The 22,868-nt window shown below is 41.3% G+C and carries 19 protein-coding genes and 1 rRNA gene; 16 read left to right on the top strand and 4 right to left on the bottom strand.

Going from position 1 to position 22,868, the window contains the following annotated elements; all coding sequences use genetic code 11:
• Positions 1 to 5: 5 nt before the first annotated feature.
• The 6 genes from rrf (at position 6) to ihfA (ending at position 6,367) form a co-directional block, all read left to right on the top strand.
• Positions 6 to 120, top strand: a 5S ribosomal RNA gene (gene rrf / locus PSH50_RS07090).
• A 713-nt stretch (positions 121 to 833) separates the two neighbouring features.
• Positions 834 to 1,889, top strand: a complete 1,056-nt coding sequence (locus PSH50_RS07095) for a DUF2066 domain-containing protein (protein WP_024032198.1) — start codon at positions 834 to 836, stop codon at positions 1,887 to 1,889.
• Complete coding sequence (hda, locus tag PSH50_RS07100; protein WP_273588063.1) at positions 1,889 to 2,599, top strand: DnaA regulatory inactivator Hda; 711 nt, start codon at positions 1,889 to 1,891, stop codon at positions 2,597 to 2,599. The genes PSH50_RS07095 and hda overlap by 1 nt, the downstream gene beginning before the upstream one ends.
• Before the next feature lie 82 nt (positions 2,600 to 2,681).
• Positions 2,682 to 3,662, top strand: a complete 981-nt coding sequence (gene pheS / locus PSH50_RS07105; RefSeq protein WP_054983635.1) for a phenylalanine--tRNA ligase subunit alpha — start codon at positions 2,682 to 2,684, stop codon at positions 3,660 to 3,662.
• Positions 3,663 to 3,677: 15 nt separating this feature from the next.
• Positions 3,678 to 6,065, top strand: a complete 2,388-nt coding sequence (pheT, locus tag PSH50_RS07110; protein ID WP_273609442.1) for a phenylalanine--tRNA ligase subunit beta — start codon at positions 3,678 to 3,680, stop codon at positions 6,063 to 6,065.
• 2 nt (positions 6,066 to 6,067) lie between these two features.
• Positions 6,068 to 6,367: an integration host factor subunit alpha gene (gene ihfA, locus PSH50_RS07115; protein ID WP_002960690.1), complete on the top strand. Its 300-nt coding sequence runs from the start codon at positions 6,068 to 6,070 to the stop codon at positions 6,365 to 6,367.
• An 89-nt stretch (positions 6,368 to 6,456) separates the two neighbouring features.
• Here the strand turns inward: ihfA and PSH50_RS07120 are convergent, their stop codons facing one another.
• Positions 6,457 to 7,257: a DUF2989 domain-containing protein gene (locus PSH50_RS07120; RefSeq protein WP_273588064.1), complete on the bottom strand. Its 801-nt coding sequence runs from the start codon at positions 7,255 to 7,257 to the stop codon at positions 6,457 to 6,459.
• Positions 7,258 to 7,431: 174 nt separating this feature from the next.
• Here PSH50_RS07120 and PSH50_RS07125 point away from each other — a divergent pair, with 174 nt between their 5' ends.
• From PSH50_RS07125 to ccoG, 10 genes are all read left to right on the top strand, one after another.
• The gene (locus PSH50_RS07125) at positions 7,432 to 8,874 is read left to right on the top strand and encodes a glyceraldehyde-3-phosphate dehydrogenase (RefSeq protein ID WP_004587235.1); all 1,443 of its coding nucleotides are present in this window, start codon (positions 7,432 to 7,434) and stop codon (positions 8,872 to 8,874) included.
• A 317-nt stretch (positions 8,875 to 9,191) separates the two neighbouring features.
• Positions 9,192 to 10,319 (top strand): M14-type cytosolic carboxypeptidase, encoded by a 1,128-nt coding sequence (locus PSH50_RS07130; protein ID WP_273609443.1) that lies wholly within the window; start codon positions 9,192 to 9,194, stop codon positions 10,317 to 10,319.
• 158 nt (positions 10,320 to 10,477) lie between these two features.
• A complete protein-coding gene (locus PSH50_RS07135) occupies positions 10,478 to 12,145 on the top strand; it encodes a sodium:alanine symporter family protein (RefSeq protein WP_004587237.1) in 1,668 nt (555 codons plus the stop codon).
• Positions 12,146 to 12,204: 59 nt separating this feature from the next.
• Positions 12,205 to 12,531, top strand: a complete 327-nt coding sequence (locus PSH50_RS07140) for a hypothetical protein (protein ID WP_004587238.1) — start codon at positions 12,205 to 12,207, stop codon at positions 12,529 to 12,531.
• Position 12,532: 1 nt separating this feature from the next.
• Positions 12,533 to 12,814, top strand: a complete 282-nt coding sequence (locus PSH50_RS07145; RefSeq protein ID WP_004587239.1) for a YeaC family protein — start codon at positions 12,533 to 12,535, stop codon at positions 12,812 to 12,814.
• Entirely contained in the window at positions 12,804 to 15,485 is a 2,682-nt protein-coding gene (locus tag PSH50_RS07150) for a DUF349 domain-containing protein (protein WP_273609444.1), read from the top strand. The genes PSH50_RS07145 and PSH50_RS07150 overlap by 11 nt, the downstream gene beginning before the upstream one ends.
• Before the next feature lie 93 nt (positions 15,486 to 15,578).
• Complete coding sequence (locus tag PSH50_RS07155; protein ID WP_004587241.1) at positions 15,579 to 16,136, top strand: DUF1439 domain-containing protein; 558 nt, start codon at positions 15,579 to 15,581, stop codon at positions 16,134 to 16,136.
• 115 nt (positions 16,137 to 16,251) lie between these two features.
• Positions 16,252 to 17,571, top strand: a complete 1,320-nt coding sequence (locus tag PSH50_RS07160) for an AarF/ABC1/UbiB kinase family protein (RefSeq protein ID WP_273609445.1) — start codon at positions 16,252 to 16,254, stop codon at positions 17,569 to 17,571.
• Between the two features lie 57 nt (positions 17,572 to 17,628).
• Positions 17,629 to 19,047: a sigma-54-dependent Fis family transcriptional regulator gene (locus PSH50_RS07165; protein ID WP_024032193.1), complete on the top strand. Its 1,419-nt coding sequence runs from the start codon at positions 17,629 to 17,631 to the stop codon at positions 19,045 to 19,047.
• Between the two features lie 144 nt (positions 19,048 to 19,191).
• Positions 19,192 to 20,574 carry a cytochrome c oxidase accessory protein CcoG gene (gene ccoG, locus PSH50_RS07170; protein ID WP_273609446.1) on the top strand — a complete coding sequence of 461 codons (1,383 nt, stop codon included), beginning with the start codon at positions 19,192 to 19,194 and terminating at the stop codon, positions 20,572 to 20,574.
• A gap of 18 nt (positions 20,575 to 20,592) precedes the next feature.
• Here the strand turns inward: ccoG and PSH50_RS07175 are convergent, their stop codons facing one another.
• The 3 genes from PSH50_RS07175 to PSH50_RS07185 all read right to left on the bottom strand — a co-directional run bounded on the left by PSH50_RS07175 (position 20,593) and on the right by PSH50_RS07185 (position 22,819).
• On the bottom strand, positions 20,593 to 21,003 hold the full coding sequence (locus tag PSH50_RS07175) for a hypothetical protein (RefSeq protein WP_029773379.1): 411 nt from the start codon (positions 21,001 to 21,003) through the stop codon (positions 20,593 to 20,595).
• A 252-nt stretch (positions 21,004 to 21,255) separates the two neighbouring features.
• Entirely contained in the window at positions 21,256 to 22,170 is a 915-nt protein-coding gene (locus tag PSH50_RS07180) for a M14 family metallocarboxypeptidase (protein WP_273609447.1), read from the bottom strand.
• Positions 22,171 to 22,234: 64 nt separating this feature from the next.
• On the bottom strand, positions 22,235 to 22,819 hold the full coding sequence (locus PSH50_RS07185) for a hypothetical protein (RefSeq protein WP_096041935.1): 585 nt from the start codon (positions 22,817 to 22,819) through the stop codon (positions 22,235 to 22,237).
• Between the last annotated feature and the right edge of the window lie 49 nt (positions 22,820 to 22,868).

A 22,868-nucleotide genomic window follows, 5' to 3' on the forward strand; every position in this document is an offset into this window, starting at 1 on the left:
ATTTGCTTGGTAACCATAGCGTTTTGGACCCACCTGACCCCATGCCGAACTCAGTAGTGAAACGAAACAGCGCCGATGATAGTGTAGCATTTGCTATGTGAAAGTAGGACATTGCCAGGCTCCAAATAAGAGAAACCCGTTACAGCGATGTAACGGGTTTTTGCTGTCTGGGATTTAATAAATAGCCAAGACTCATGCCGCAATTAATACTCACATCTAAACTTATCACGTAGGTCGGGCGAGCGTAGCGACTCCCCGCAATGATAATGTAGCATCTGCTATGTGACTCTCTACCGCTGTGGGCACTACGACATTGCCAGGCTCCAAATACAAGAAAGCTCGACTCGAAAGAGTCGGGCTTTTTTACGTCCGTAGAAAAGTAAAATGCGGACAATTAATGCACACTCATCTACTTCTAGAATGTAGGTCGGGCGAGCGAAGCGACACCCGACGCAATGATAATGTCCCATTTGCTATGTGACTCTCTACCGCTGTGGGCACCATGACATCGCCAGGCTCCAAATACAAGAAAGCCCGACTCGAAAGAGCCGGGCTTTTTTACGTCCGTAGAAAAGTGAAAATACATTCCAGATATTATTCGCACAGTCTCCACCACCACCGTAGCGTGGGTTGAGTATCACGAAACCCGCGGATAAGGCTCGCCTCACCAATCACAACCCATTTTACATATAGCTAAGTAGCAGTTTGTTTCTGTATTTAAGCTTTAAGATGAACAATATTTATTCAACATGGCTAGATTACAAATATAATTTTGCTTTGTTACTGGCTTTGATTTAGGATCAAAATAGTTTAAAACCAAGAACTAATAGCCAGTGTATAGATTATTAATTAGTGCCATATCATTTATATTTTGTTTCTCTGTGTCGGCAGTTGAAGTAACTGATCTGTATCAAGATATATTAAAAGTCGATGATAAAAGTCGAGACACGCGTTTAGCCGCTAGCCGCAAAGCATTACTCAATGTGTTAGTAAAGGTAAGCGGGGATGAATCTGCTGATCAAAATAAGCTTGCTCAACAACGCACCAAAAACATTTCTGATTACATGCTCAAGTTTGAATACGACGAAAAAGCAAATGGACAGCTTAATCTAGTTGTTAAATTTGAAGCGCGTAAAATAAATGAATTAATTAAAGAATTAAATTTACCTCTTTGGGGCGTCCAGCGCCCATTAGTTGCTATTTGGTTAGGTATTGAAGATAACTGGCGTAGAGAGCTTGTTACGCAAGAAAGCTATCCTCAGTTAGAGCAGCTTATATATGACAAAGCCGGTCGACGTGGTTTACCCGTTGTAGTGCCGCTATTAGATTTACAAGACAGACGTTTAGTTGGCATCCCCGAAGTATGGGGGAATTTTTCAGAGCCTGTGGAAGAGGCGTCGCGCCGTTATAGTGCAGAGCGAAGCATTACAGCAAGAATGTATCAAGAGCCCGACAGCGAAACCTGGATTTTAGACTGGCGTTTTACTAATGACGATTTATTTGATTCAAACCGTCTTGAAGGTGATAAACAGCAAATAGTAGGCCAGATGATAGACAGCTTAGCGTTGGGATTAGCCAATGAATACGCTATCGACCCTAACGCGTATTATGAACAGGCAGCGGCTACGCTTACCTTAAAAGGCACTCAAAGCTTTGTCGATATTGAACTTGCAAAGCGTCGTCTACAAAGTTTGAGTGTAGTGACGCAAGCAACAATAATGCGCAAAACCCCAGAATTTGTTGAGTTTAAGCTTAACCACACCGGCAGTGTGGGCGATCTTAAAAAAGGCCTTGGCCTTGATAGTGCCTTTAGAGATTATGTTGACCCTCGCGCATTTTACCATGTTGTAGACAAAAACAGTCTTGAGTATCAGTGGGTCGGTGAGTAATGCTAAGTGCTGAGCCTATGCAAATGGCATTACCTGTTACCTTGCCTGATGATGAAACATTTGCTTCTTATTTTGGTGGGGAAGACTCTTTAGAGGTAAACCATCTTAAAGCGAGCTTTTCAAAGCTTGCTAAAAAATTTCAGTACACTTATTTGTGCGGCTTAGGCGATTCTGGTAAATCCCACTTATTGTACGCAACCTGCATACAAGCCCAAGAGCGTGGCTTGTCAAACATGCTGTTGTCTATGCGTGAAGTTATCGACTTTGGGCCTATGGTTTTAGATGGTTTAGAAGCACTTGATGTATTATGTATTGATGATGTGCACTTAGTCGCTGGCAATGACGCATGGGAAAAAGCTCTTTTTAACTTTTTCAATCGCTTTAACGAGCCCGGAAAAATGTTAGTGGTTACGGCCGATTTGCTCCCTGACATGCTTAATATCACCTTGCCCGACTTAGAATCTCGGCTAAAGTGGGGAACCACCTTTCAAATTCGTTCAATGAGTGATGATGATAAAGCACAAGCACTGGTTAAGCGAGCGCATATGCGTGGGCTTGAACTAAGCGATGAATGCGCGCGCTTTTTATTGACTCGCTTGAGTCGTGATATGCGTGCTTTATTAGACGTATTAGACAAATTAGATCACGCATCAATGGCCGCACAACGAAAATTAACAATTCCCTTCATAAAATCAACGTTAAAGCTGTAGTAGGTCTAGAATCTAGACCCTGCTTTCAGTTATCATTAGTCAACAAAATTGTAATCACCTTCTGTGAAAGATCAGGTATCGAATGAACTTAGAAAATATTTTAGCGCAAGCACTTGAGGCAGTTGCCAGTGCCAGTGAAATCGCGCAACTAGAAGAGATCAGGGTTAATTACCTTGGTAAAAAAGGCGAAATCACAAGCTTACTTAAAACACTGGGTAAAATTGCTCCTGAAGAACGCAAAGAAGCAGGCCAAGTAATTAACCAAGCTAAGCAAGATGTACAAGCTGCCATTAACGAAAAGCGTGAGCTATTAGCAAGTAAAGCGCTTGAAGAAAAGCTAGCAGCTGAAACAATTGATGTAACTTTACCAGGGCGCGTAATGCCTACGGGTGGCCTTCATCCGGTAACACGCACAATCGAGCGTATAGAAAGCTTTTTTGGCGAGCTAGGTTTTGCTGTTAAATCAGGCCCAGAAGTAGAAGATGATTTTCATAACTTTGATGCGCTAAATATTCCTGAGCATCACCCAGCGCGTGCTGATCACGATACCTTTTATTTTAATCCTAAGTTAGTACTGCGTACCCAAACAAGTGGTGTGCAAATTCGTACTATGGAAACAGAGCAACCGCCACTGCGAATTATTTCGCCAGGTCGAGTATATCGTAACGACTACGACCAAACGCATACTCCGATGTTTCATCAGGTAGAAGGTTTAATGGTTGATACTGATGTAAGCTTCACAGAGCTTAAGGGTATTTTACACGACTTCTTACGTAACTTTTTTGAAGAAGACATGGAAATTCGTTTCCGTCCTTCATTCTTCCCATTTACAGAGCCTTCAGCTGAAGTAGATGTTATGGGTAAAGACGGTAAATGGCTTGAAGTATTAGGTTGTGGCATGGTTCACCCTAACGTACTTAAGTCAGTAGGTATTGACCCAGAAAAATACACCGGTTTTGCTTTTGGTATGGGCGTAGAGCGCTTAACCATGCTGCGCTATGGCGTAAATGACTTACGTGCATTTTTTGAAAATGACTTAAAATTCCTAAACCAGTTCCGTTAAGAGTGAAAATATAAAATGAAATTTAGTGAAAAGTGGTTAAGAGAGTGGGTAAATCCTGCTATTGATACGCAAGCTCTTTCGGAACAGCTTTCTATGGCTGGCCTTGAGGTTGACGCAGTTGAGAACGCGGCAGCGGATTTTAACGGCGTAGTGGTTGGTGAAGTGGTTGAGTGCGCACAGCACCCAGATGCAGATAAACTTCGCGTTACTAAAATCAATGTAGGTGGCGATGAGCTGCTTGATATTGTGTGTGGCGCGCCTAACTGTCGCCAAGGCATTAAAGTAGCTGTTGCAACAGTGGGCGCTGTTTTACCGGGCGACTTTAAAATTAAAAAAGCCAAATTACGCGGTCAGCCATCACACGGTATGCTGTGTGCCTTTGTTGAGCTAGGTATTAGCGAAGAAGGCGACGGCATCATGGAATTGCCAAGCGATGCGCCAATTGGTACAGACCTGCGCGAATACTTAGGCCTTGATGACAACATAATTGATGTGGACTTAACGCCAAACCGTGGTGATTGCTTAGGTATAAAAGGTCTTGCACGCGAAGTTGGTGTATTAAACAGCGTTGATGTAAACGAGCTACAAATTCCAGCTGTTAGCGGCACTATTGACGATGAAGTATCTATCGAGCTTGTTAATGCTGACGCGTGTCCGCGTTACTTAGGGCGTGTAATCAAAGGCATTAGCCTTGATGCAGAAACACCGCTTTGGATGGTTGAAAAGCTTCGCCGTAGTGGTATTCGCTCAATTGACCCTGTTGTTGATGTTACTAACTATGTATTACTAGAACTTGGCCACCCAATGCATGCATTTGATTTAAATGCAATTGAAGGCGGCATTAAGGTTCGCAGCGCCAATGCAGGCGAAGAGTTAGTATTGCTTGATGGCAATACTGCAAAACTGAACGAATCAACACTTGTGATAGCCGATCATAATAAAGCCCTTGCGATTGCCGGTATTTTTGGCGGTGAGCAATCAGGTGTAACAGAAAAAACGTCAGATATTTTATTAGAAAGCGCGTTTTTTAACCCAGTCGCAATTGCAGGTCAAGCCCGTAGTTACGGCTTACATACCGATGCATCACACCGCTATGAGCGTGGCGTAGATTTTACCCTGCAACACGATGCAATGGAACGCGCAACCGCTTTATTACTTGATATTGTTGGCGGTGAAGCAGGGCCTGTTGTAGAAGCTGTGGCTGCTGATAAACTGCCAAAAGTGACAGAAGTACGCCTACGTCGTGCGCGTTTAGACCGTGTAATTGGTCATCATATTGACGATGCGAAAGTGACTGATATTCTGACTCGTTTAGGGTTAGACGTTAAGTTTGAAAACGACAGCTGGAGCGCTGATATTCCAAGCTACCGCTTCGATATTCGTATTGAAGAAGACTTAATTGAAGAAGTTGCTCGTGTTTATGGTTACAACAGTATTCCAAATGTTGCGCCAACCGCAAAGTTAAAAATGACTACACATGACGAGTCAACAATTGCGCTAAGTAAGTTTCGCAATACGTTAGTGACACGTGGCTACCAAGAAGCAATTACGTACAGCTTTGTAGACCCTAAAGCACAAGCTATTATACACCCACAAAGTAATCCGCTTATACTGCCGCACCCAATTTCAATTGAAATGTCGGCTATGCGTGTAAGCTTAATGCCAGGGCTTTTAGCATCGGTTGCGTATAATCAAAACCGTCAACAACCACGTATTCGTTTATTTGAGCATGGTCTTAAATTTATCAGCGACGACAGCGCAGAAAATGGCCTGCAGCAAGTCCCTGTCATTGGCGGTGTGATCACTGGCCTTGCACACGGCGAGCATTGGGTTGAGCAAAAACGCAACGTTGATTTTTACGACTTAAAAGGTGATGTTGAAGCTTTATTAGCAATCACCAACGATACAAGCCGTTTTGAAATTAAAGCAGAACAGTCAGACGGTTTACACCCAGGCCAATCAGCAGTTATTTATGTTGAAGGTAAAAAGGTAGGATTTTTTGGTGCTCTTCATCCTCAAGTGCAAAAATCGTTAGATATCAATAACGCAACTTTTGTATTTGAAATAGAAATGTCTGCAATAGAAAAAAGAAATTTACCGCAAGCTGTAGGGGTTTCAAAATTCCCTTCAAATCGCCGCGACATCGCGATTTTAGTGGCTGACAGCGTTAATTCAGGTGATATTTTAAGCACAATAGAAAAAGTTGGCGGAAATCAATTGGTTGACCTAAACTTATTCGATGTGTATAAGGGCAAAGGTATTGAGCCAAATTATAAGAGTTTGGCGATTGCTCTAACACTGCAGGCGGTTGATAGAACACTCGAAGAGAAAGATATCAATCTGGTAGTTGATAACGTGGTGGCCACATTGGCCGAAAAGTTTAATGCATCGTTGAGGGACTAGATATGGCGCTTACTAAAGCCGACATAGCTGAACACCTATTTGAAAAGCTCGGGATCAATAAAAAAGATGCCAAAGATTTAGTTGAAGCGTTTTTTGAAGAAATCCGCTCAGCGCTTGAAAAAGGCGAGCAGGTTAAGCTCTCTGGATTTGGTAACTTTGATCTTCGTGATAAAAAAGAAAGACCAGGCCGTAACCCGAAAACAGGAGAAGACATTCCTATTTCGGCGCGCCGCGTGGTGACCTTTAGACCAGGTCAAAAGCTTAAAACCCGTGTAGAAGTGGGCACAAGCAAAGCAAAATAAAAAAGGGCAGCGTAAGCTGCCTTTTTTATTTAAAAAACCATCTGGCATCATGTTTTAAAACACATTTATTGCCAGGGGGTTTTGCTTACCTAAAATTCTCGCGGCGATACAAACTCACCGTTTTGTATTTGTTCATACGTTTGTTGAGCAAGGGCATCGAGCGCATCTAAATTTTTACCATCGCTCATCAGTTGGTGCTCAATGGGTAGTAAATCTATATTCTCAATGCCAGCGCTTTGCGCCACTTTCGAAAAAATGTAAGCGTGCTTATATTTATCATGTTTATAAAATAAGCTGATTAACGAGGTATACACTTCAGGATTTGGCTGTTGGCCTTGTTTATTTAGCTCAAGGGTTTTATATAGCAAATCAATTGTTTTTTCATCGTCAAACTTAATGTAATAAGAGGCTAGATAAAACTGCATTTCTGCACTGTTGGTTACGCTTTCATCATTTTCCATTGCAAGTAAACGAGTCAGCGCACTTTGCTCACTGTTACGTGACCAATGATAGTAAAGCAAACCTGGGTGGTTAGTGTTTTTTGTGTCTTGATAAAGTCGGGTCATCTCTTTAATGCTAGTAAGCTGACCTTCAATACGCGATGTTGTTTTAGACTTTAGTTTAATATGTTCTATTTTTGCGGCTAAAGTAATACATTGATTATACGACTCAAACCCCTTAAGCAATTGGTATTTGTTTTCATCTGTGGGTTTTTTATATTCTATATAGCGTTTTAAAATAACCTCAGAGCGCTCATTTTTACAATGGCTATCTTTATTTAAATCACTACAAAAGCCAGGTGTTTCTTTACAAACCTGAGCGAGAGTCAGTGGTTCTTCGCATCCTGTTAACGCTAGCATTGTTAGTATTGCGCTTGCTCTTAAAACCATCCCTTAACCTCAAATGAATATATACATTACTATTCTAGCGCAATCATTTGTGCGCTAACAGTAGAGAATAACTTTAGATTAACTTAGAATAGCCCTGCCTGAAGTGCATTACTCTCAAAATCTAATGCATTTTTAAAGGCTATCCGTTCAAAATGATTAAATTAGGTAAATAAAATGACCTCATCTCACGAATTAGAATATACAAATAGTTGGCAAGAACGCCAAGATTACGCTGAAAGCATGCAACCTATCATTGGTAAGCTTTATCGTAACCGTGGCATAGAAATCGCTGTATATGGCCGTCCTCTCGTTAATGCCAGTACTATCGATATTATCAAATCACACAAAACTGTAGCGCAATTTGAAGGCACTAAATTACGTTTACGCGAAAGCTTTCCGTTTTTAGAAGCCATTAGTAAAATGGAGCTAAACTCAGCACGTATTGATATTGGTAAACTTGCTTATAGCTATTTGTACAGCGATGCTGCTAATGGCCGCACAGTTGATGAATTTGTTAAAGACGAATTAGCCGAAATTGCAGACTCACCAGCCAAAGAGCCGCGTGATGTTGTATTGTATGGCTTTGGTCGTATAGGGCGTTTGTTAGCACGTTTACTAATCGAAAAATCAGGCCCTTATGCCGACTTACGTTTACGCGCAATTGTGGTGCGTGGCGGTAAAGAAGGCGACCTTGAGAAACGTGCAAGCTTACTGCGTCGCGATTCAATTCATGGTCCATTTAATGGCTCAATCACAATTGACACGCAGCGTAATGCAATTAAAGCGAATGGCAGCTACATCCAAGTGATTTATGCTAACTCGCCTAGTGAAGTTGATTACACCGCTTACGGTATCGAAAATGCACTCGTAGTCGATAACACTGGTATTTGGAAAGACGAAGCAGGCCTTGGTCAGCACTTAGAGTCTAAAGGGGCTGCAAAAGTACTATTAACAGCACCGGCTAAAGGCAACATTAAAAACATTGTTTATGGTGTAAATAACCAAGACATTAAGCCTGAAGATAAAATCGTGTGTGCAGCAAGCTGTACCACCAATGCGATTACGCCAACCCTTAAAGCATTAAACGATAAGTTTGGTATTAATAACGGCCACGTAGAAACCGTACACTCTTACACAAACGATCAAAACCTTATTGATAACTACCACAAAGCAGAGCGTCGTGGACGTGCTGCTGCACTTAATATGGTAATTACCGAGACAGGCGCAGCTAAAGCGGTATCTAAAGCGCTTCCTGAGCTTGAAGGTAAGCTAACAGGTAATGCGATTCGTGTGCCTACACCTAATGTGTCGCTTGCTATATTAAACTTAAACCTTAATAGCAGCACATCTGTTGAAGAGCTAAATGCATTTTTACGCGAAACAGCACTGCATTCAGAGCTGCGTGACCAAATTGATTACACCGCATCAACCGAAATCGTATCTACCGATTTAGTCGGTAGCCGCTACGCAGGTGTTGTAGACTCGCAAGCAACAATTGTTGAAGGTAACCGCGTTGTTTTATACGTATGGTACGACAATGAATTTGGCTACAGCTGCCAAGTAGTTCGTTGTATGCGTGATATGGCTGAAGTTGCTTTCCCAAGCTTACCTCGCTAATTTAAACGCAATTATACTAAGCCAGCTTTTTTGCTGGCTTTTTTAGTCGCGTTATATTTTTAAAGTGCACCCTGTGTGGTAGGCTTTAATTATTGAAATGCTTATTTGATTTCATTCAATAATGCATTTTACTATTTAACCTGCAATCTGCTTGAGATAACTTAATTATCCACAGTACAGGTTTTTAAATAGTGTCAGTTCTGCACTTTTAGGCCGCTCTTTTTTGTAATTTAGTGACCAAAAATAGAGTCAATTTAATCCAAAATATCAACGTGCCTAACAAAGCAGATAAACTTATTCTACCTTAAGGTTTTTTCATGAAAATCAGCAGCAATTTTGATAGTGGTAACATAAAGGTTATCGAAGCCAACGATCCGTTAAATATTCAATTAGAGATAAACAACGATCACCAGTCTGAATTTTACCAGTGGTTTCACTTTCGTCTAGAAACAACGCCTTATCAACTGCATAAGTTAAACATTAATAATTTAGAAAACTCTGCCTACCCAGATGGATGGGAAGGCTACCAAGCTGTTGCCTCATACGACCGTCAAACATGGTTCCGTGTGCCTTCAAATTACGAAAACGGCACGCTTACCTTTGAACTAGAGCCTGAATGCCCCAGTGTATATTTTGCTTACTTTGCGCCATATAGCTACGACCGTCATTTAGATTTATTAGCCTGGGCGCAAAGCGAAGAGCTTTGCCAATTACAAACATTAGGTGAAACACTTGATGGCCGTGATATGAGCGTGCTTAAAATTGGTCAGCCTAGTGAAGATAAAAAAACAATCTGGATTACAGCGCGCCAACACCCAGGCGAAACTATGGCAGAATGGTTTGTAGAAGGGCTATTACACAAACTACTAGATGATGAAGACCCGCATGCCGCTGCTCTTTTATCAAAAGCTGTATTTTATGTAGTACCAAACATGAACCCAGATGGCAGCGTACGTGGTCACCTTCGTACTAACGCAAAAGGCGTTAACTTAAACCGTGAATGGCAAACGCCTAGCATGGAAAATAGCCCAGAAGTGTATTTAGTACTGAATAAAATGCGCGAAACTGGCCTCGATATGCATTTAGATATACACGGTGATGAAGCTATTCCTTATAACTTTGTGGCAGGCAGTGAAGGTATTCCAAGCTACGATGACCGCTTAAAAGACTTAGAAGATAGCTTTAAAGCAGCGCTACTTACTATAACGCCAGAGTTTCAAGATGAGCACGGTTACGATAAAGACGAGCCGGGCAAAGCTAATTTAACAGTTGGCTCATCTGCAACGGCAGAAGAATTTAAAGCACTTACTTACACAATTGAGATGCCTTTTAAAGACAATAACGACTTACCAGACCCAGATTACGGCTGGTCAGACCGCCGCTCGTATCAATTTGGTCAAGATACTTTAGCGGCAATCGTAAATGTCATTGATAAATTAAGATAAATTAGTATAAGGTAAGGGCAACATTAAAATGTTGCCCTTTTTTATTACAAAATTAACAAATAATAAAAGTGCGCAATAGCTTAGTTATCGTATTACCTAGCTCTGAGTAAGTAATAAACAATCAACAGTCTCAAATAAAATAATAAGAGGTATTTAGCGTGGATGCATTCGGACAACTTTTAGATAGCCTAGATGGCATGTTAGGGGGCGCAGTTTGGTTTCCCTATGTGCTGCTAGGAGTCGGTCTATTTTTTACTATTTATTTAAAGTTCCCACAAATTCGTTATTTCAAACATGCGTGTAAAGTAGTTACAGGCAAATTTGATAAAAAAGGCACCGAGGGTGACACAACCCATTTTCAAGCACTGGCTACTGCGCTCTCTGGTACGGTAGGTACAGGTAACATTGGTGGGGTAGCCTTGGCTATTTCTATTGGTGGCCCCGCGGCATTATTTTGGATGTGGATGACGGCATTTTTTGGTATGACCACCAAATTTGTAGAAGTTACGCTTTCACATAAATACCGCGAAAAAACCCAAGATGGCACCATGGCCGGTGGCCCTATGTATTACATGGATAAACGCCTAAACATGAAGTGGCTTGCTATTTTATTTGCCGTTGCCACTGTAATTAGCTCTTTTGGTACGGGCAGTTTGCCACAAATTAATAACATAGCGCAGGGTATGGAAGCCACATTTGGTTTTGCACCTATGGCAACCGGCGCTGTGTTATCTATTTTACTTGCGTTGGTTATTTTAGGTGGTATTCGTCGTATTGCTGCTATTACATCACGCGTTGTGCCCATTATGGCCGTGATTTATATCATAGGTGCGTTAGGTGTTATTTTTTATAACATTGAAAACATCGGCCCTTCGTTTGCGTCAATATTTGTTGATGCATTTACAGGCTCTGCTGCAGCCGGTGGCTTTTTAGGTGCCTCTTTTGCGTATGCATTTAACAGAGGTGTAAACCGTGGCTTGTTCTCAAATGAGGCCGGTCAAGGTTCTGCACCCATTGCCCACGCATCGGCAAAAGCTGATGAACCTGTGTCTGAAGGCATGGTGTCAATTTTAGAGCCGTTTATCGATACCATTATTATTTGTACATTAACAGGCTTAGTTATTTTATCGTCGGGTGTGTGGAATGAAAAATTCGAAACACATTTTGAACGATCGTCAATGAGCATTATTAAAGGTGACTACTCAGAAACCAACGAAGCGCAGCGCCAAGAGCTATACAATTACCTAAACGGTAACGATAGCAAGGTAGAGCTATTCAACGGCAACATTGATGTAGTTAATGGCGAGCCAACAAGTAATGGCTTTACCGTATTACATTCACGCTCAATTGGTGAAGACATACGTTTTGGTATTACCGACAAACATAAGTACACAGGTATTGTTGAAGTTAAAAACGGCATGCCAACCGACGACAGCATTAGTTTAATTGGTAAATCGTTAGTGCACTCAGCAGAGCTGACAACCAAAGCGTTTACCCGAGGCTTTTTTGGCGATAGCGGCCAATACATCGTATCGATAGGCTTATTGTTATTCGCGTTTTCTACTGCCATTGCGTGGTCGTACTACGGTGACCGTGCCATGATTTACTTACTTGGTAATCGCTCAGTTATGCCGTATCGCGTATTTTATGTTGCAGCGTTCTTTTGGGCTTCGTTTGCCGATACCACTTTAGTATGGAAATTAGCAGCCGTTGCAATTGTCGTTATGACCTTGCCTAACTTATTTGGCATTATGTTATTGCGCAAAGAAATGAAACAATCCGTAGATGACTACTGGGTTAAATTCAAAAAAGACAACGAGCAATAAAACAAGTACAATAAAAGGCGCCGCAAGGCGCTTTTTTTATGCGGAGTATGGAGAGTAGTATGGCGATTATTCATTGCCCCAAATGTGCAAAATCAATTTCAGATAAACATCAGCAGTGTCCGCATTGCAATAGTAACATTGGCGCGCTTAACTCTGAGCAGGTACAACAGCTTCAGCGCGAACAGCGAATTAAAAAACAGCAAATGTTTATGAACCATTCTTTCTTGGCGCTCATACTATTTTTAGGTGGCTTTTTTTGCTTATACTTTTTACAACCCGCAAAAGAAACCCTGCAATGGTACGCGTATACAGTAGCGATTGGTGTTGGCTGTATTTGGTACTTAGTAAACCGCGTTATTTTAGTGACTCTAAAAAAGAAAAGATGACATGAATATTGACAACCTTGTACAAAATATAACCCCAGAATTATTTGAGCGTTTACAGTACGGTGCTTCAACCGGTAAATGGCCCGATGGCACGCCGCTCTCTGATGAGCAAAAGCAACAAACGGTGCAACTTGTTATGCTTTACCAAGCTAAAATAGCGCAATCAAACGAGCAATTTACCATTGGCGCTAATGGCGAAATGATCCAAAAGACAAAAGCACAACTACAAAAAGAATTTAAATCAGAAAACGAAATAGCTAGGTTTAGTGAACATGATCTTTAAACACCTTTTTACACCTAAGTGGAAACACCCAAAGCAGCAAGTTCGTCTAGACGCAATTGAAAAACTTGATGTAGAGCGCGACGCATCAATTTTAAGCACATTAGCGCTGGAAGATAACTCAGCCGAAATACGCCGCAAAGCATTACAAAAAGTAAATAACTTACCACTGTGGTGGAAAGCCTATAAACAAGATCACGCGCTAAAAGATGTAGCCGAAATACAAATTTCAAACGCAGTGTTAAACAACGAAAGCGCACTGAGCACGCAAATTAAAAGTGAGTATATAGACCGTTTTGCACCGGTTAAAACACTAGAAAAACTCGCCTTTGCAGAGAAAGAACTGCAAGTACGCGTTAAACTTTTAAAGCGCTTAGCTAATCCTAAATTAATTGAAAAAGCGTTTAAAGAGGGCAGCGAAGAGCTTCAAAGCCAACTTGTAGAGCTCGTTATAACGCATCAACTTATTAAACCATTAGTAAAGCACGCTAAAGGCGATGCTAAGCAGCAGCTTGAGCAACACGTTGAAAACGAACGCTTAGCGATTGAAATGCCCGCTCAGGTAGAGAGCGCAACACGCGTTATTTTAGCAAAGCTAAATGCCCTGCGAGATAAAAACGATTACGCCATAGTAAACCCACAAGCCGGCGAATTAATGGCGCAGTGGCAAGCACTTGAGCTTAAATGGTTAAGCGAAGAGCATGTTAAAGAGCTGGATAAAAAATACATCAGCATTACTGATAAACTCGATGCGCATATTGCTACGTTAAAAGCTCAGCACGAGCAACAACAGCAGCGTTTAGCCGAGCAACAACGCCAATTATTAGCCCTGGCAACACTTGAGGCATTGAGCGAAGAAATAGAAAACGCGTTGCAATTAGGCTTAGAAACCCCAGAGCAAATTCAGCAAGATTGGTTAGAGGCTAAAGTAGCGCAAGCTAAGCAAACGTTAACCGATGCCCAACACGGCGATAACGCACAAACTAAGCAAGTTATTACAAAGCTTGAAAAACTATTCAATCAGGTGGCTAAACTACCAGAGCTTAGTAGCGCAATTGCACAGTATAAAATTGCTTTTGAACAGCTTAAAGCAATTGAGCCTGCGCAGCAGCTAGCTGATTACGATGATGTTTTAACTCGTTTTAATAACGCATTTAAACAAACTCGTAGCCATTTAAATGTGGTTGATGGAGCATTGCAGCAAAACTTTAAATCGCAATTAAATACGCATAAAAAGCATTTTTTAGCGCAAATGAGTGAGCTGACAAAACCGCTTGAAAAAAACCAAAGCACAGCCAAACGTAAAGCACGCGATGTAAAACGCCTTATTGAGCAAGGCCGCTTTAATGTTGCTTTTGGTGTATTTAAAGGCTTTGAAGAGTTGTTTGATAAGTTAACACCGCAATTTCAGCAGCCACTAGTAAATTTAAAAGCCGATTTAGAAGCACAACTTGCAGAAGCAAAAGATTGGCAAAAATACGCAGCCGCGCCAAAACGCGAAGCCTTACTTGAAGAAGTGGCAGGGTTAGTCGACCAACCGTGTGACGACCCACAACAGCGTGCTGAGCAAGTTAAAGCGTTTCGTAAGCGTTGGAACGAGCTTGGCCGTTTAGATACAGAGCAAGAAAAGCAACAAGGTGAGCAGTTTGATAGCAACATAGAGCTGTTGTTTGCACCGTGTCGTAGTTACTTTGCCGAGCAAGAAGTGGCGCGCGAAGCGGCAAAAGCCCAGCGTGAAGTACTGATAAACGATATGCAAGCACTAAGCGAGCAATATACCGCTATTGAAAGCTTTGATTGGAAGCAGTTTGAAAGCCAATACAACCGTTTAAATAAAGCGTGGCGTAGCGTGGGTAAAGTTGACCCTAAAACATACCGCGTACTAAACGAAAGCTTTAAAAAACAGCAGCAGAGCGTTCTTGCTATATTAAATGCATACCATAAAGGTAACGCAGCACAAAAAAATGCCTTAGTGGAGCGCGCCTCAGCGCTTTCGCAAAGTGAAGATTTAGCTGCAGCATGCCAAGAGTTAAAGCAATTACAACAGCAATGGCAAAGTATAGGTTTTGCAGGTTTAAAAGCCGAAAATGCGCTGTGGCAAAAGTTTCGCCAGTATAACGATGAAACCTTTAGCAAACGTAGCAGTGAGTTTGAGCAGCAAAAGCAGGCTCAAAACGAAACAGATAAACAAGCTGCAATAGAACTGGCTGAGCTAGAAAGTGCCCTTGAGCAAGTTAATCAAAAAGCCCAATTGCATGACCTAGAAACCAAAGTAAAAGGCTACGCACAATATAAATCGCTTGCGTCAAAAGTGGCAGCATTATTAAGTGCTATTGACGAAAAGCTAGCTTTACTTACAAGCCAAGCGCAGCATGCGCAATTTGAAGCGCTGATCACTGCACTTGAAAACAACGATGTAGTGCCAAGCCAATTTCAAGCTCCGTTAGCGACGTCGCTTAGTAGTGAACAACTTATTACAAGAATGGAAATTCTTGCCAATGTAAGCTCGCAAAATGCAGCGCTTAGAATGGCAGAGCAAGTAGCCATGCTTGATGATAAACACCGTGGTGAGCATGCTGATTTAAACTATTATTTAAAGCAGCTATTAGCGCTCAGTAAGGGTTCAGTTGAGCCTGACACACTAGCTAAAATTAAAACTATTTTTACAGCATAATATGTAATTAACTTGTATTAAATACAGGTATTGCATAATAAAAGCCGCTGTTTAAGCGGCTTTTTTATAATTACAACGAGGATAAAGGTTAGCATGAGAATTTTATTACTGTTTTTAACCACACTATTTTTAAGCGCATGTAATTCTACACAAGGCGTGTCTGTTTACTCATTTACCAGCTCAGAAGTAGAAAGTGTGCTAGGTAAACAGTTGCCTAAGTTAAGCGAAAAGGTGAGCTTAATGGGGCTGCCAGTGCAGTTTGATGTAAACGATTTAAGTGTAAATATTGGTCCAGATAACCGTGATGTAGTAGTACTTGGTGCAGACTCCAGTGCAGAAATAAATGCATTTGCACTAAAATACCCAGTACGCTTAAAGCTGCAAATTGAAGGCAGCCCGTTTTATGACAGTGAAAAAAAAGCTGTGTTTTTACGCAATGTTAAACTACTAGATTCGAGTGTGGATGCAGGTGGCTTTAAAGGTAATTTAGCGGCGCTTGATAATGAAGCGATGGAAGTAATTAATGCTTTTTTAGCCCTCAACCCTGTTTATACGTTAAATATGGACGACCCTAAAATGATGCTGCTAAGCAAATTACCCCTTGATATGAAAGTGGTTGAAGGGGCAATTAAATTAGTACCGCGCCTTTAATGTACAGCACACTGCTTGCGATAGTTTTATTACCAAAACGTTTGGTTAATTAGATCGAGCCCAGTAAAATATACGTATTAATTAGCCTGTTTCTCAGGCTAATTAGGTTTTTATAATGGCAGCTTCGCGCAGCATACCTACCTCAAGACTCTCTCGATTTGCAAAGCTTGGCTCCTTAGCCGGTGGTGTTGCAACCAACATGCTTATAGATGGCACTAAAAGTGCGCTCTCGGGTAATGGTTGGAATAATAAAGCTTTACTCTTACAACCTAAAAACATAGAAAAACTAGCTGTTCAGCTAGCACACCTTCGTGGTGCTGCCATGAAACTAGGGCAATTACTGTCTATGGATGCTGGCGAGCTATTAAGTCCTGAACTTACTCAATTACTCGCATTGCTTCGCGCTGATGCAAACCCAATGCCGCATAATCAATTAGTTAAGGTACTTAAAAGTGAATGGGGTGAAGACTGGCTTAATCGTTTTTCGCATATTGAACTTAGGCCATTTGCAGCGGCGTCTATTGGCCAAGTGCACTTAGCTTATCAAGAAAATGGTGAAAAGCTGGCGGTAAAAATTCAATACCCAGGTATAGCGCAAAGTGTACATAGCGATGTAGACAATGTTATTGCACTATTAAACATTGCGCGGTTAATCCCTAAAGAGCTTGATATACAGCCACTCATAAATGAGGCTAAAGCGCAGCTACTTGCCGAGGCTGATTATGAACGCGAAGCACACTACCTTAAAAGATACGGTGAGTTGCTAAGCCAGCACGTTAATTTTAAAGTGCCTAAAGTATATGGTGTTCACAACACTAAACGCATTTTGGCAATGGAGTATGTGCAAGCAACGCCTATAGAAGCGCTTAGCAATTTACCTAAAGGTGAGCAAAATAACATTGCAGCTAGGCTCATAGATTTATTTTTTAAAGAAATGTTTGAGTTTAAGCTAATTCAAACCGATCCTAACTTTGCTAATTTTCATTATCAGACTCAGAGTAAGCAAATTGTGTTATTTGACTTTAGGGCAACCCGAGAGATCTCGAGTAAGTTGAGCAAGGCTTACCTGTCACTATTTATTGCAGGCACTGAAAACAATAGGGCGGGCGTGTTAAGCGCAGCGCGCGAAATAGGTTATTTTAAAGATACCCTACTAGATTCTTACAAAAGCCATGTTATTGATTTGTTTTTAATGGCGTGTGAGCCGCTAAGAACCACTGGCGAGTTTGACTTTAAAAACAGCCCCTTAGCAACTAATATTAAAAATGCAGGGCTAGAGCTGAGCGCACAGTCGCAGCAATGGCATACACCGCCCGTTGATGCGTTGTTTATTCATCGTAAGCTAGCTGGGCTTTATTTAATTGCGGCAAAGTTAAATGCAAAAATAGATATTAACGCTTTATTTAAGCCTTATATTAAAGGCCACTTTATTTAACTTTTTAGCGCGTCACTTTATGGCATAATAATCGTGATATTTCGCGAGGATGATGCAATGATAAAACAATTTTTAAATGACCCCAAACTTTTACTTAATGCGGTAGGAGAGGGCATTTACGGCTTTGATTTATCGGGCAATGCGGTGTTTGTAAACCCAGCCGCTGAACGTATGACTGGCTGGAAAGCCCAAGAATTGTTGGGCAAAAAAATACATCAGTATCATCATCACAGCCACGCCGACGGCTCTCCTTATCCAGCCGATGAATGCCAAATATATTGCACCATGTTTGATGGCAAACGCCGCGAGGTTAAAAACGAAGTATTTTGGCGCAAAGACGGCACCTCGTTTGCAGTAGAATACACATCAACCCCCGTTTACAGGCAAGGTGAGTTAATTGGTGCGGTCGCGGTATTTCGCGATATATCGGCGCAGCAGCAAACCCAAAACGAACTTAAGCAAGCGCTTGAGCAAGTTAAGCATTTAAGTGAGCAGCTGCAAGATGAAAATAACTACCTAATTGCAGAGCTTAACGAAGACTGGCAAGACTCAGGTTTAGTTGGCCAAAGCCATGTTTTTCAAGCTATGTTGGCGCAAATTAAACTTGTTAGCGAAACCGACAGCACAGTATTAATTTTAGGTGAAAATGGAACGGGCAAAGAGCTGGTGGCGCGTAACTTACACCGGTTAAGTAAGCGCAGTAATCAAGCATTTATAAAAGTGAACTGCGCAGCGTTTACGCCAAGCTTGTTGGAGTCTGAATTATTTGGCCACGAGCGCGGTGCGTTTACCGGTGCAAACGAGCGACGTAAAGGCCGCTTTGAACTGGCCGACAAAGGCACACTGTTTTTAGACGAAGTTGCTGAGCTGCCATTAGAAGCGCAAAGTAAATTGCTAAGGGTATTACAAGAGCAAGAGTTTGAACGGGTTGGCGGCAGTACTACGCTTAAGGTAAATATTAGAGTATTGGCAGCAACCAACCGCGACTTATGGCAAATGGTGCAAAAAGGCACCTTTCGAATTGATTTATATTACCGCCTTAATGTGTTTCCTATTAAAGTGCCTGCGCTTAAAGAGCGCAAAGAAGACATTCCTTATTTATGCACCAATTTAATTACTCAACTAAATAAACGCTTAGCAAAGCAAATAAAAGGGGTGAGTAAAAAAGCGATTAGCCAACTACAAGCTTATGATTGGCCTGGTAATATTCGCGAGTTACAAAACGTACTAGAGCGCGAAGCTATTTTAACTAAACATACTGTCCTTAAACTTAGTCAGCCATTGCATGGCGATGCAAGCACAGCTGTAAATACATCACTTACGCTTGCAGAGGCGCAAAAACAGCACATTATTGCGGTGCTTGAATTATCACAGTGGCAAATATCTGGCGATAAAGGCGCTGCTTGCAAATTAGGCCTGCCCGAGAGCACTTTGCGCTCAAAAATGCGTAAACTTGGAATAAGCAAAAATACGTGATATATCGCGGTATTCGTTAAATATCGCGGATTAATTTTTCCGGTAATTTATAAATGTATTTAATATCAATTGGTTAGTTAAACTTTCAGCTTGGTCTGAAAGTTGCAAAAGTAGCATTAATACCGTCACTATTAAGTAGCTACTATGAAGTTTGATATTAAAGAAGAAGATATGATCATCAAGCCCTATAACACACTAGGGCCTATTTATATTCGTGAGCAAAAAGGCTTTTACCAACAAATACGCCGTAACCTTGGTTGGTTACTTATGCTTATGTTTATTGCCATTCCTTGGATTCAATACAAAGGTGAGCAAGCCGTACTGCTTGATGTAGCCACGCAAAAGTTTACTATTTTTGGTTTAACCTTACTGCCGCAAGACTTTATGATTTTAGCGCTGCTATTTATGGTAGGCGCGTTTGCTTTGTTTTTTGTCACGAATTGGCTTGGCCGCGTGTGGTGTGGTTATACCTGCCCCCAAACAATCTGGATGTTAATGTTTAGTTGGGTTGAGCAACGTATAGAAGGTACTCGTAATCAGCGTATAAAGTTAGATAAATCGCCATGGAGTACATTTAAGTGGCGTAAAAAAATAACAAAACACGCTGCGTGGCTTGTTATATCGCTGCTTACTGCAACGTCGTTTATGGCGTATTTTATTCCCGCTAAAAGTTTATACCTTGAAATGTTTACCTTACAGTGGTCGTGCATTACCAGCTTTTGGGTGTTTTTATTTGCATTTTGTACTTATGGAAATGCCGGCTTTTTACGCGAAAAAATGTGTAATGTGGCGTGTCCGTATTCTCGCTTTCAATCGGTGATGTTTGATAAAGATACATTGGTAGTGAGCTACGATGCAAAGCGCGGTGAAAACAGAGGCCCTCGCAAACGCAAAGCTGATCCTAAAGCCCTTAATTTAGGCGACTGCGTTGATTGTAATTTATGTGTAGAGGTATGCCCCGCGGGCATAGATATTCGTAACGGTTTGCAATACGAGTGTATAAATTGTGGCTTATGTATTGATGCCTGTGACGACACTATGGATAAATTTGGCTATCAAAAAGGGTTAATTAAATATGCCAGCGAAAAACAGCTAGAAGGTAAAAAAACCAATCCATTTAGGCTTAAATTAGTGGGGTATGGTGTATTAACAGGGGTATTACTTATTTCTATGATTGCGTGGGTATTGCAACGTACGCCAATAGAGGCATCGGTACTGCGCGACAGAAACGCATTATACCGTGTAAATTATGAAGGTTTGGTAGAAAACCCATACACACTCACTATTATCAATAAAACCCAGCAGCCATTGCACTACGGCGTAGCCATTGAAGGCCTACCTATGGCCACACTTAGTGCGCCAAGCTCTATTTTGGTACTGCCAGGAGTGATGAAAAAAATTCCGGTTACAGTCACCGCCGATGGCTACGACATAGCAACAAAAGTGACCCCAGTTAGCTTTGTGATTACCGCCGTAGAAAACCCTGACATAGCGATTACTAAAACAAGTCAGTTTTATAAAAACTAGCAATGGCTTGGGCTAAAATTAGCTCACGCCATTATTTAATTGCGATGAAATAAAACGTTTTGCAGCATCTAGGTTATCAAATAAACATTGGTTAAAATCTACATCGCGTTTAGCGTTTTGCATTATTCGCTGCATTTGGCTTATAGCAATAGGGGAGGTGAGGACAAATGCACTTATCAAGCAGTTAGTATGCTGCATATGTGTGCTTATGGCGACCATTTCTTGCTCTGCATCGGGCGTAGCTGCAAGTACACACGATGAGTCGCTTATGTAACCCCATTGCTTACCTTCAAATTCAGCCACTGTATCAAAAAGGGCAGTTTTAAAGTTGGCCAATAGCTCTAGGTCTAAATTTCCGCTAAATTGGGCAATAATTATATTGCCCTCAACGGATAAAGTTACCTCAGCATGCTTATTTTTATACTTCATTGTAGGTTCCTAATTTTAATTAGTTTATAACTAATACCAATTCGCTTAATTAAGTTAGCTATTTTGAGGCTAGAAAAACATGTTGATAGCTTGTCAAAAAATTCGCTATTTAGTTGTTCTTGGCAATTGCTCCTGCATTGCTCTCCCTTCTGCATCCATGCAGTCTTAAATAAAAGTTTTTTAACGAAGGTAGCGACACGTTTAGCCCCAAAAAATGATTAAGTATTATTGCACATGGGTATTAAAAGCCCCCTAAAGTGACTTTAAATAATCTAACGCGCCGGTAATAACAGCAACTTGCGCTTGAGTACACTGCTCATCTGAGGCAGTTGGGCTATCTGGGTATACTTCGGTTGTAGTTACATAAGGGGCATTGGTAAAGCCCATGCATAAGCCCAATTCGCGTGCTGCGTAATTGATAACGCCAAATTGTTCCTGCGGTACACCAATTAATTGATTGTTTTCATCACTGGGGGCAATGTGCGTCACCTTCTCAACACTATTTAAAATGGCTTTTTGAAACTCAGGTGCTGGTTTTTTGCTATCAGCCACTAAATAAAAACCATCTGGTATGTTCCAGTTGGTGTTAATTTTACCATCGCGAGCCGCCAAAGCAGGTCTAAATTCACTGTTGTCTGTGTCTGTGGTTTCGTGCAGATCAATATGCGCAACTAACTCAGTGTTTAGCGAGGCTACATATTTCATAATAGCTGCAGATTCTTGGGCAGGGCTGTTATCGTAAAAAGAGCGATTTGGATCAATAGCTTCTGGGTTCCAGCGGTTTATGGTTTCAAAACCCCACGGGCTAATACAAGGCGCAATAATAAAGTTAAAACGCGTTGTATAAGGTGCAACAGCGGTTTGAGCAAATGCCAGCGCACCCATAACGCCACTTGTTTCGTAGCCGTGCACACCCCCAGTAATTAACACGGTAGGGCGATCACTTTGCCAATTTTTACTTTTAAATAAATAAAGTGCAAAGCTAAGTGGCGAATAATTTAATTCGCCGTACTGCTCAACATCTAAAAACTCATTAGGCTGGGTAATTTTACTTACTACGAGCTGGTTATAATCGCGCTTTTTTTGTTGAAATTGTAACCATGCTGCTTTATCACTGTCGTTCCATGGTTTATTAGGGGTACCAATTGGGTATAAAGTGTCGCTCATTGTGTGCCTTTAACTTGTCGCTTTATAAAGGCGTTAGCTTATCGCTGCAATTAACGGCCTGCAACTAGAAATGCTCAGTTACACCTGCCGTGTTTTCGTACAAGGTAGCGTTTTCACGTTTATGTTTTTCAAATAAATACTCACGTAATGCCTCTTTACCACTTTTGATACTGATAATTTTTGCGGCATAGCCTAAATTAGTTTTACGGACTAAATCTATAAGCAGAGTGACTTTTTTCTTATTGGGTAGTTTAAACGTAATATGTTGCGCGTGGGTAAGGCTATAGCGATGATCGCGCGGCTTTAATAGCACGCCACTACTTGAGAGCGAAAGCACATAAAAGCGCTCGCTTTGTAAATGCAGGTCTGAATAACGCCAGCTTCTGTCTACACCTTCGGTATCTATTACCTCAGGCGCACTCAGTACGGGGTTTAAGTAGCCGTCATCGTTGAGCTTAAACTCAAGCGGAAACCACAACTGATAATGGCCCACCTCAGCTAACATGGTTAATTTAGCGTGAGACAACAAACCTTTTAGTGTATCTGGCAAAGCCGTTTTTAAGCTAAGCTGCGAGTTATCGTTTGTATTGTCCTTGTTACTGCCTACAACAGACGAAATAAAACTTAACTCTTCCTTAGTTAAATCCATATTATTTCTCGTTTAATAAAAGCTTCACATTAAACTAATAGTGCAATTT

This window comes from Pseudoalteromonas sp. Angola-7 (assembly GCF_028599255.1).
In the GTDB taxonomy this organism is placed as follows: domain Bacteria; phylum Pseudomonadota; class Gammaproteobacteria; order Enterobacterales; family Alteromonadaceae; genus Pseudoalteromonas; species Pseudoalteromonas atlantica.

Excerpts from the sequence above, each read along its gene's own strand:
- PSH50_RS07150 (WP_273609444.1), top strand. The coding sequence starts at position 12,804 with ATGATCTTTAAACACCTTTTTACACCTAAGTGGAAACACCCAAAGCAG.
- PSH50_RS07130 (WP_273609443.1), top strand. The coding sequence starts at position 9,192 with ATGAAAATCAGCAGCAATTTTGATAGTGGTAACATAAAGGTTATCGAA.
- ihfA (WP_002960690.1), top strand. The coding sequence starts at position 6,068 with ATGGCGCTTACTAAAGCCGACATAGCTGAACACCTATTTGAAAAGCTC.
- ccoG (WP_273609446.1), top strand. The coding sequence starts at position 19,192 with ATGAAGTTTGATATTAAAGAAGAAGATATGATCATCAAGCCCTATAAC.
- PSH50_RS07120 (WP_273588064.1), bottom strand. The coding sequence starts at position 7,257 with ATGGTTTTAAGAGCAAGCGCAATACTAACAATGCTAGCGTTAACAGGA.
- pheS (WP_054983635.1), top strand. The coding sequence starts at position 2,682 with ATGAACTTAGAAAATATTTTAGCGCAAGCACTTGAGGCAGTTGCCAGT.
- PSH50_RS07140 (WP_004587238.1), top strand. The coding sequence starts at position 12,205 with ATGGCGATTATTCATTGCCCCAAATGTGCAAAATCAATTTCAGATAAA.
- PSH50_RS07160 (WP_273609445.1), top strand. The coding sequence starts at position 16,252 with ATGGCAGCTTCGCGCAGCATACCTACCTCAAGACTCTCTCGATTTGCA.
- PSH50_RS07145 (WP_004587239.1), top strand. The coding sequence starts at position 12,533 with ATGAATATTGACAACCTTGTACAAAATATAACCCCAGAATTATTTGAG.
- hda (WP_273588063.1), top strand. The coding sequence starts at position 1,889 with ATGCTAAGTGCTGAGCCTATGCAAATGGCATTACCTGTTACCTTGCCT.
- PSH50_RS07165 (WP_024032193.1), top strand. The coding sequence starts at position 17,629 with ATGATAAAACAATTTTTAAATGACCCCAAACTTTTACTTAATGCGGTA.
- PSH50_RS07175 (WP_029773379.1), bottom strand. The coding sequence starts at position 21,003 with ATGAAGTATAAAAATAAGCATGCTGAGGTAACTTTATCCGTTGAGGGC.
- PSH50_RS07125 (WP_004587235.1), top strand. The coding sequence starts at position 7,432 with ATGACCTCATCTCACGAATTAGAATATACAAATAGTTGGCAAGAACGC.
- PSH50_RS07180 (WP_273609447.1), bottom strand. The coding sequence starts at position 22,170 with ATGAGCGACACTTTATACCCAATTGGTACCCCTAATAAACCATGGAAC.
- PSH50_RS07185 (WP_096041935.1), bottom strand. The coding sequence starts at position 22,819 with ATGGATTTAACTAAGGAAGAGTTAAGTTTTATTTCGTCTGTTGTAGGC.
- PSH50_RS07155 (WP_004587241.1), top strand. The coding sequence starts at position 15,579 with ATGAGAATTTTATTACTGTTTTTAACCACACTATTTTTAAGCGCATGT.
- pheT (WP_273609442.1), top strand. The coding sequence starts at position 3,678 with ATGAAATTTAGTGAAAAGTGGTTAAGAGAGTGGGTAAATCCTGCTATT.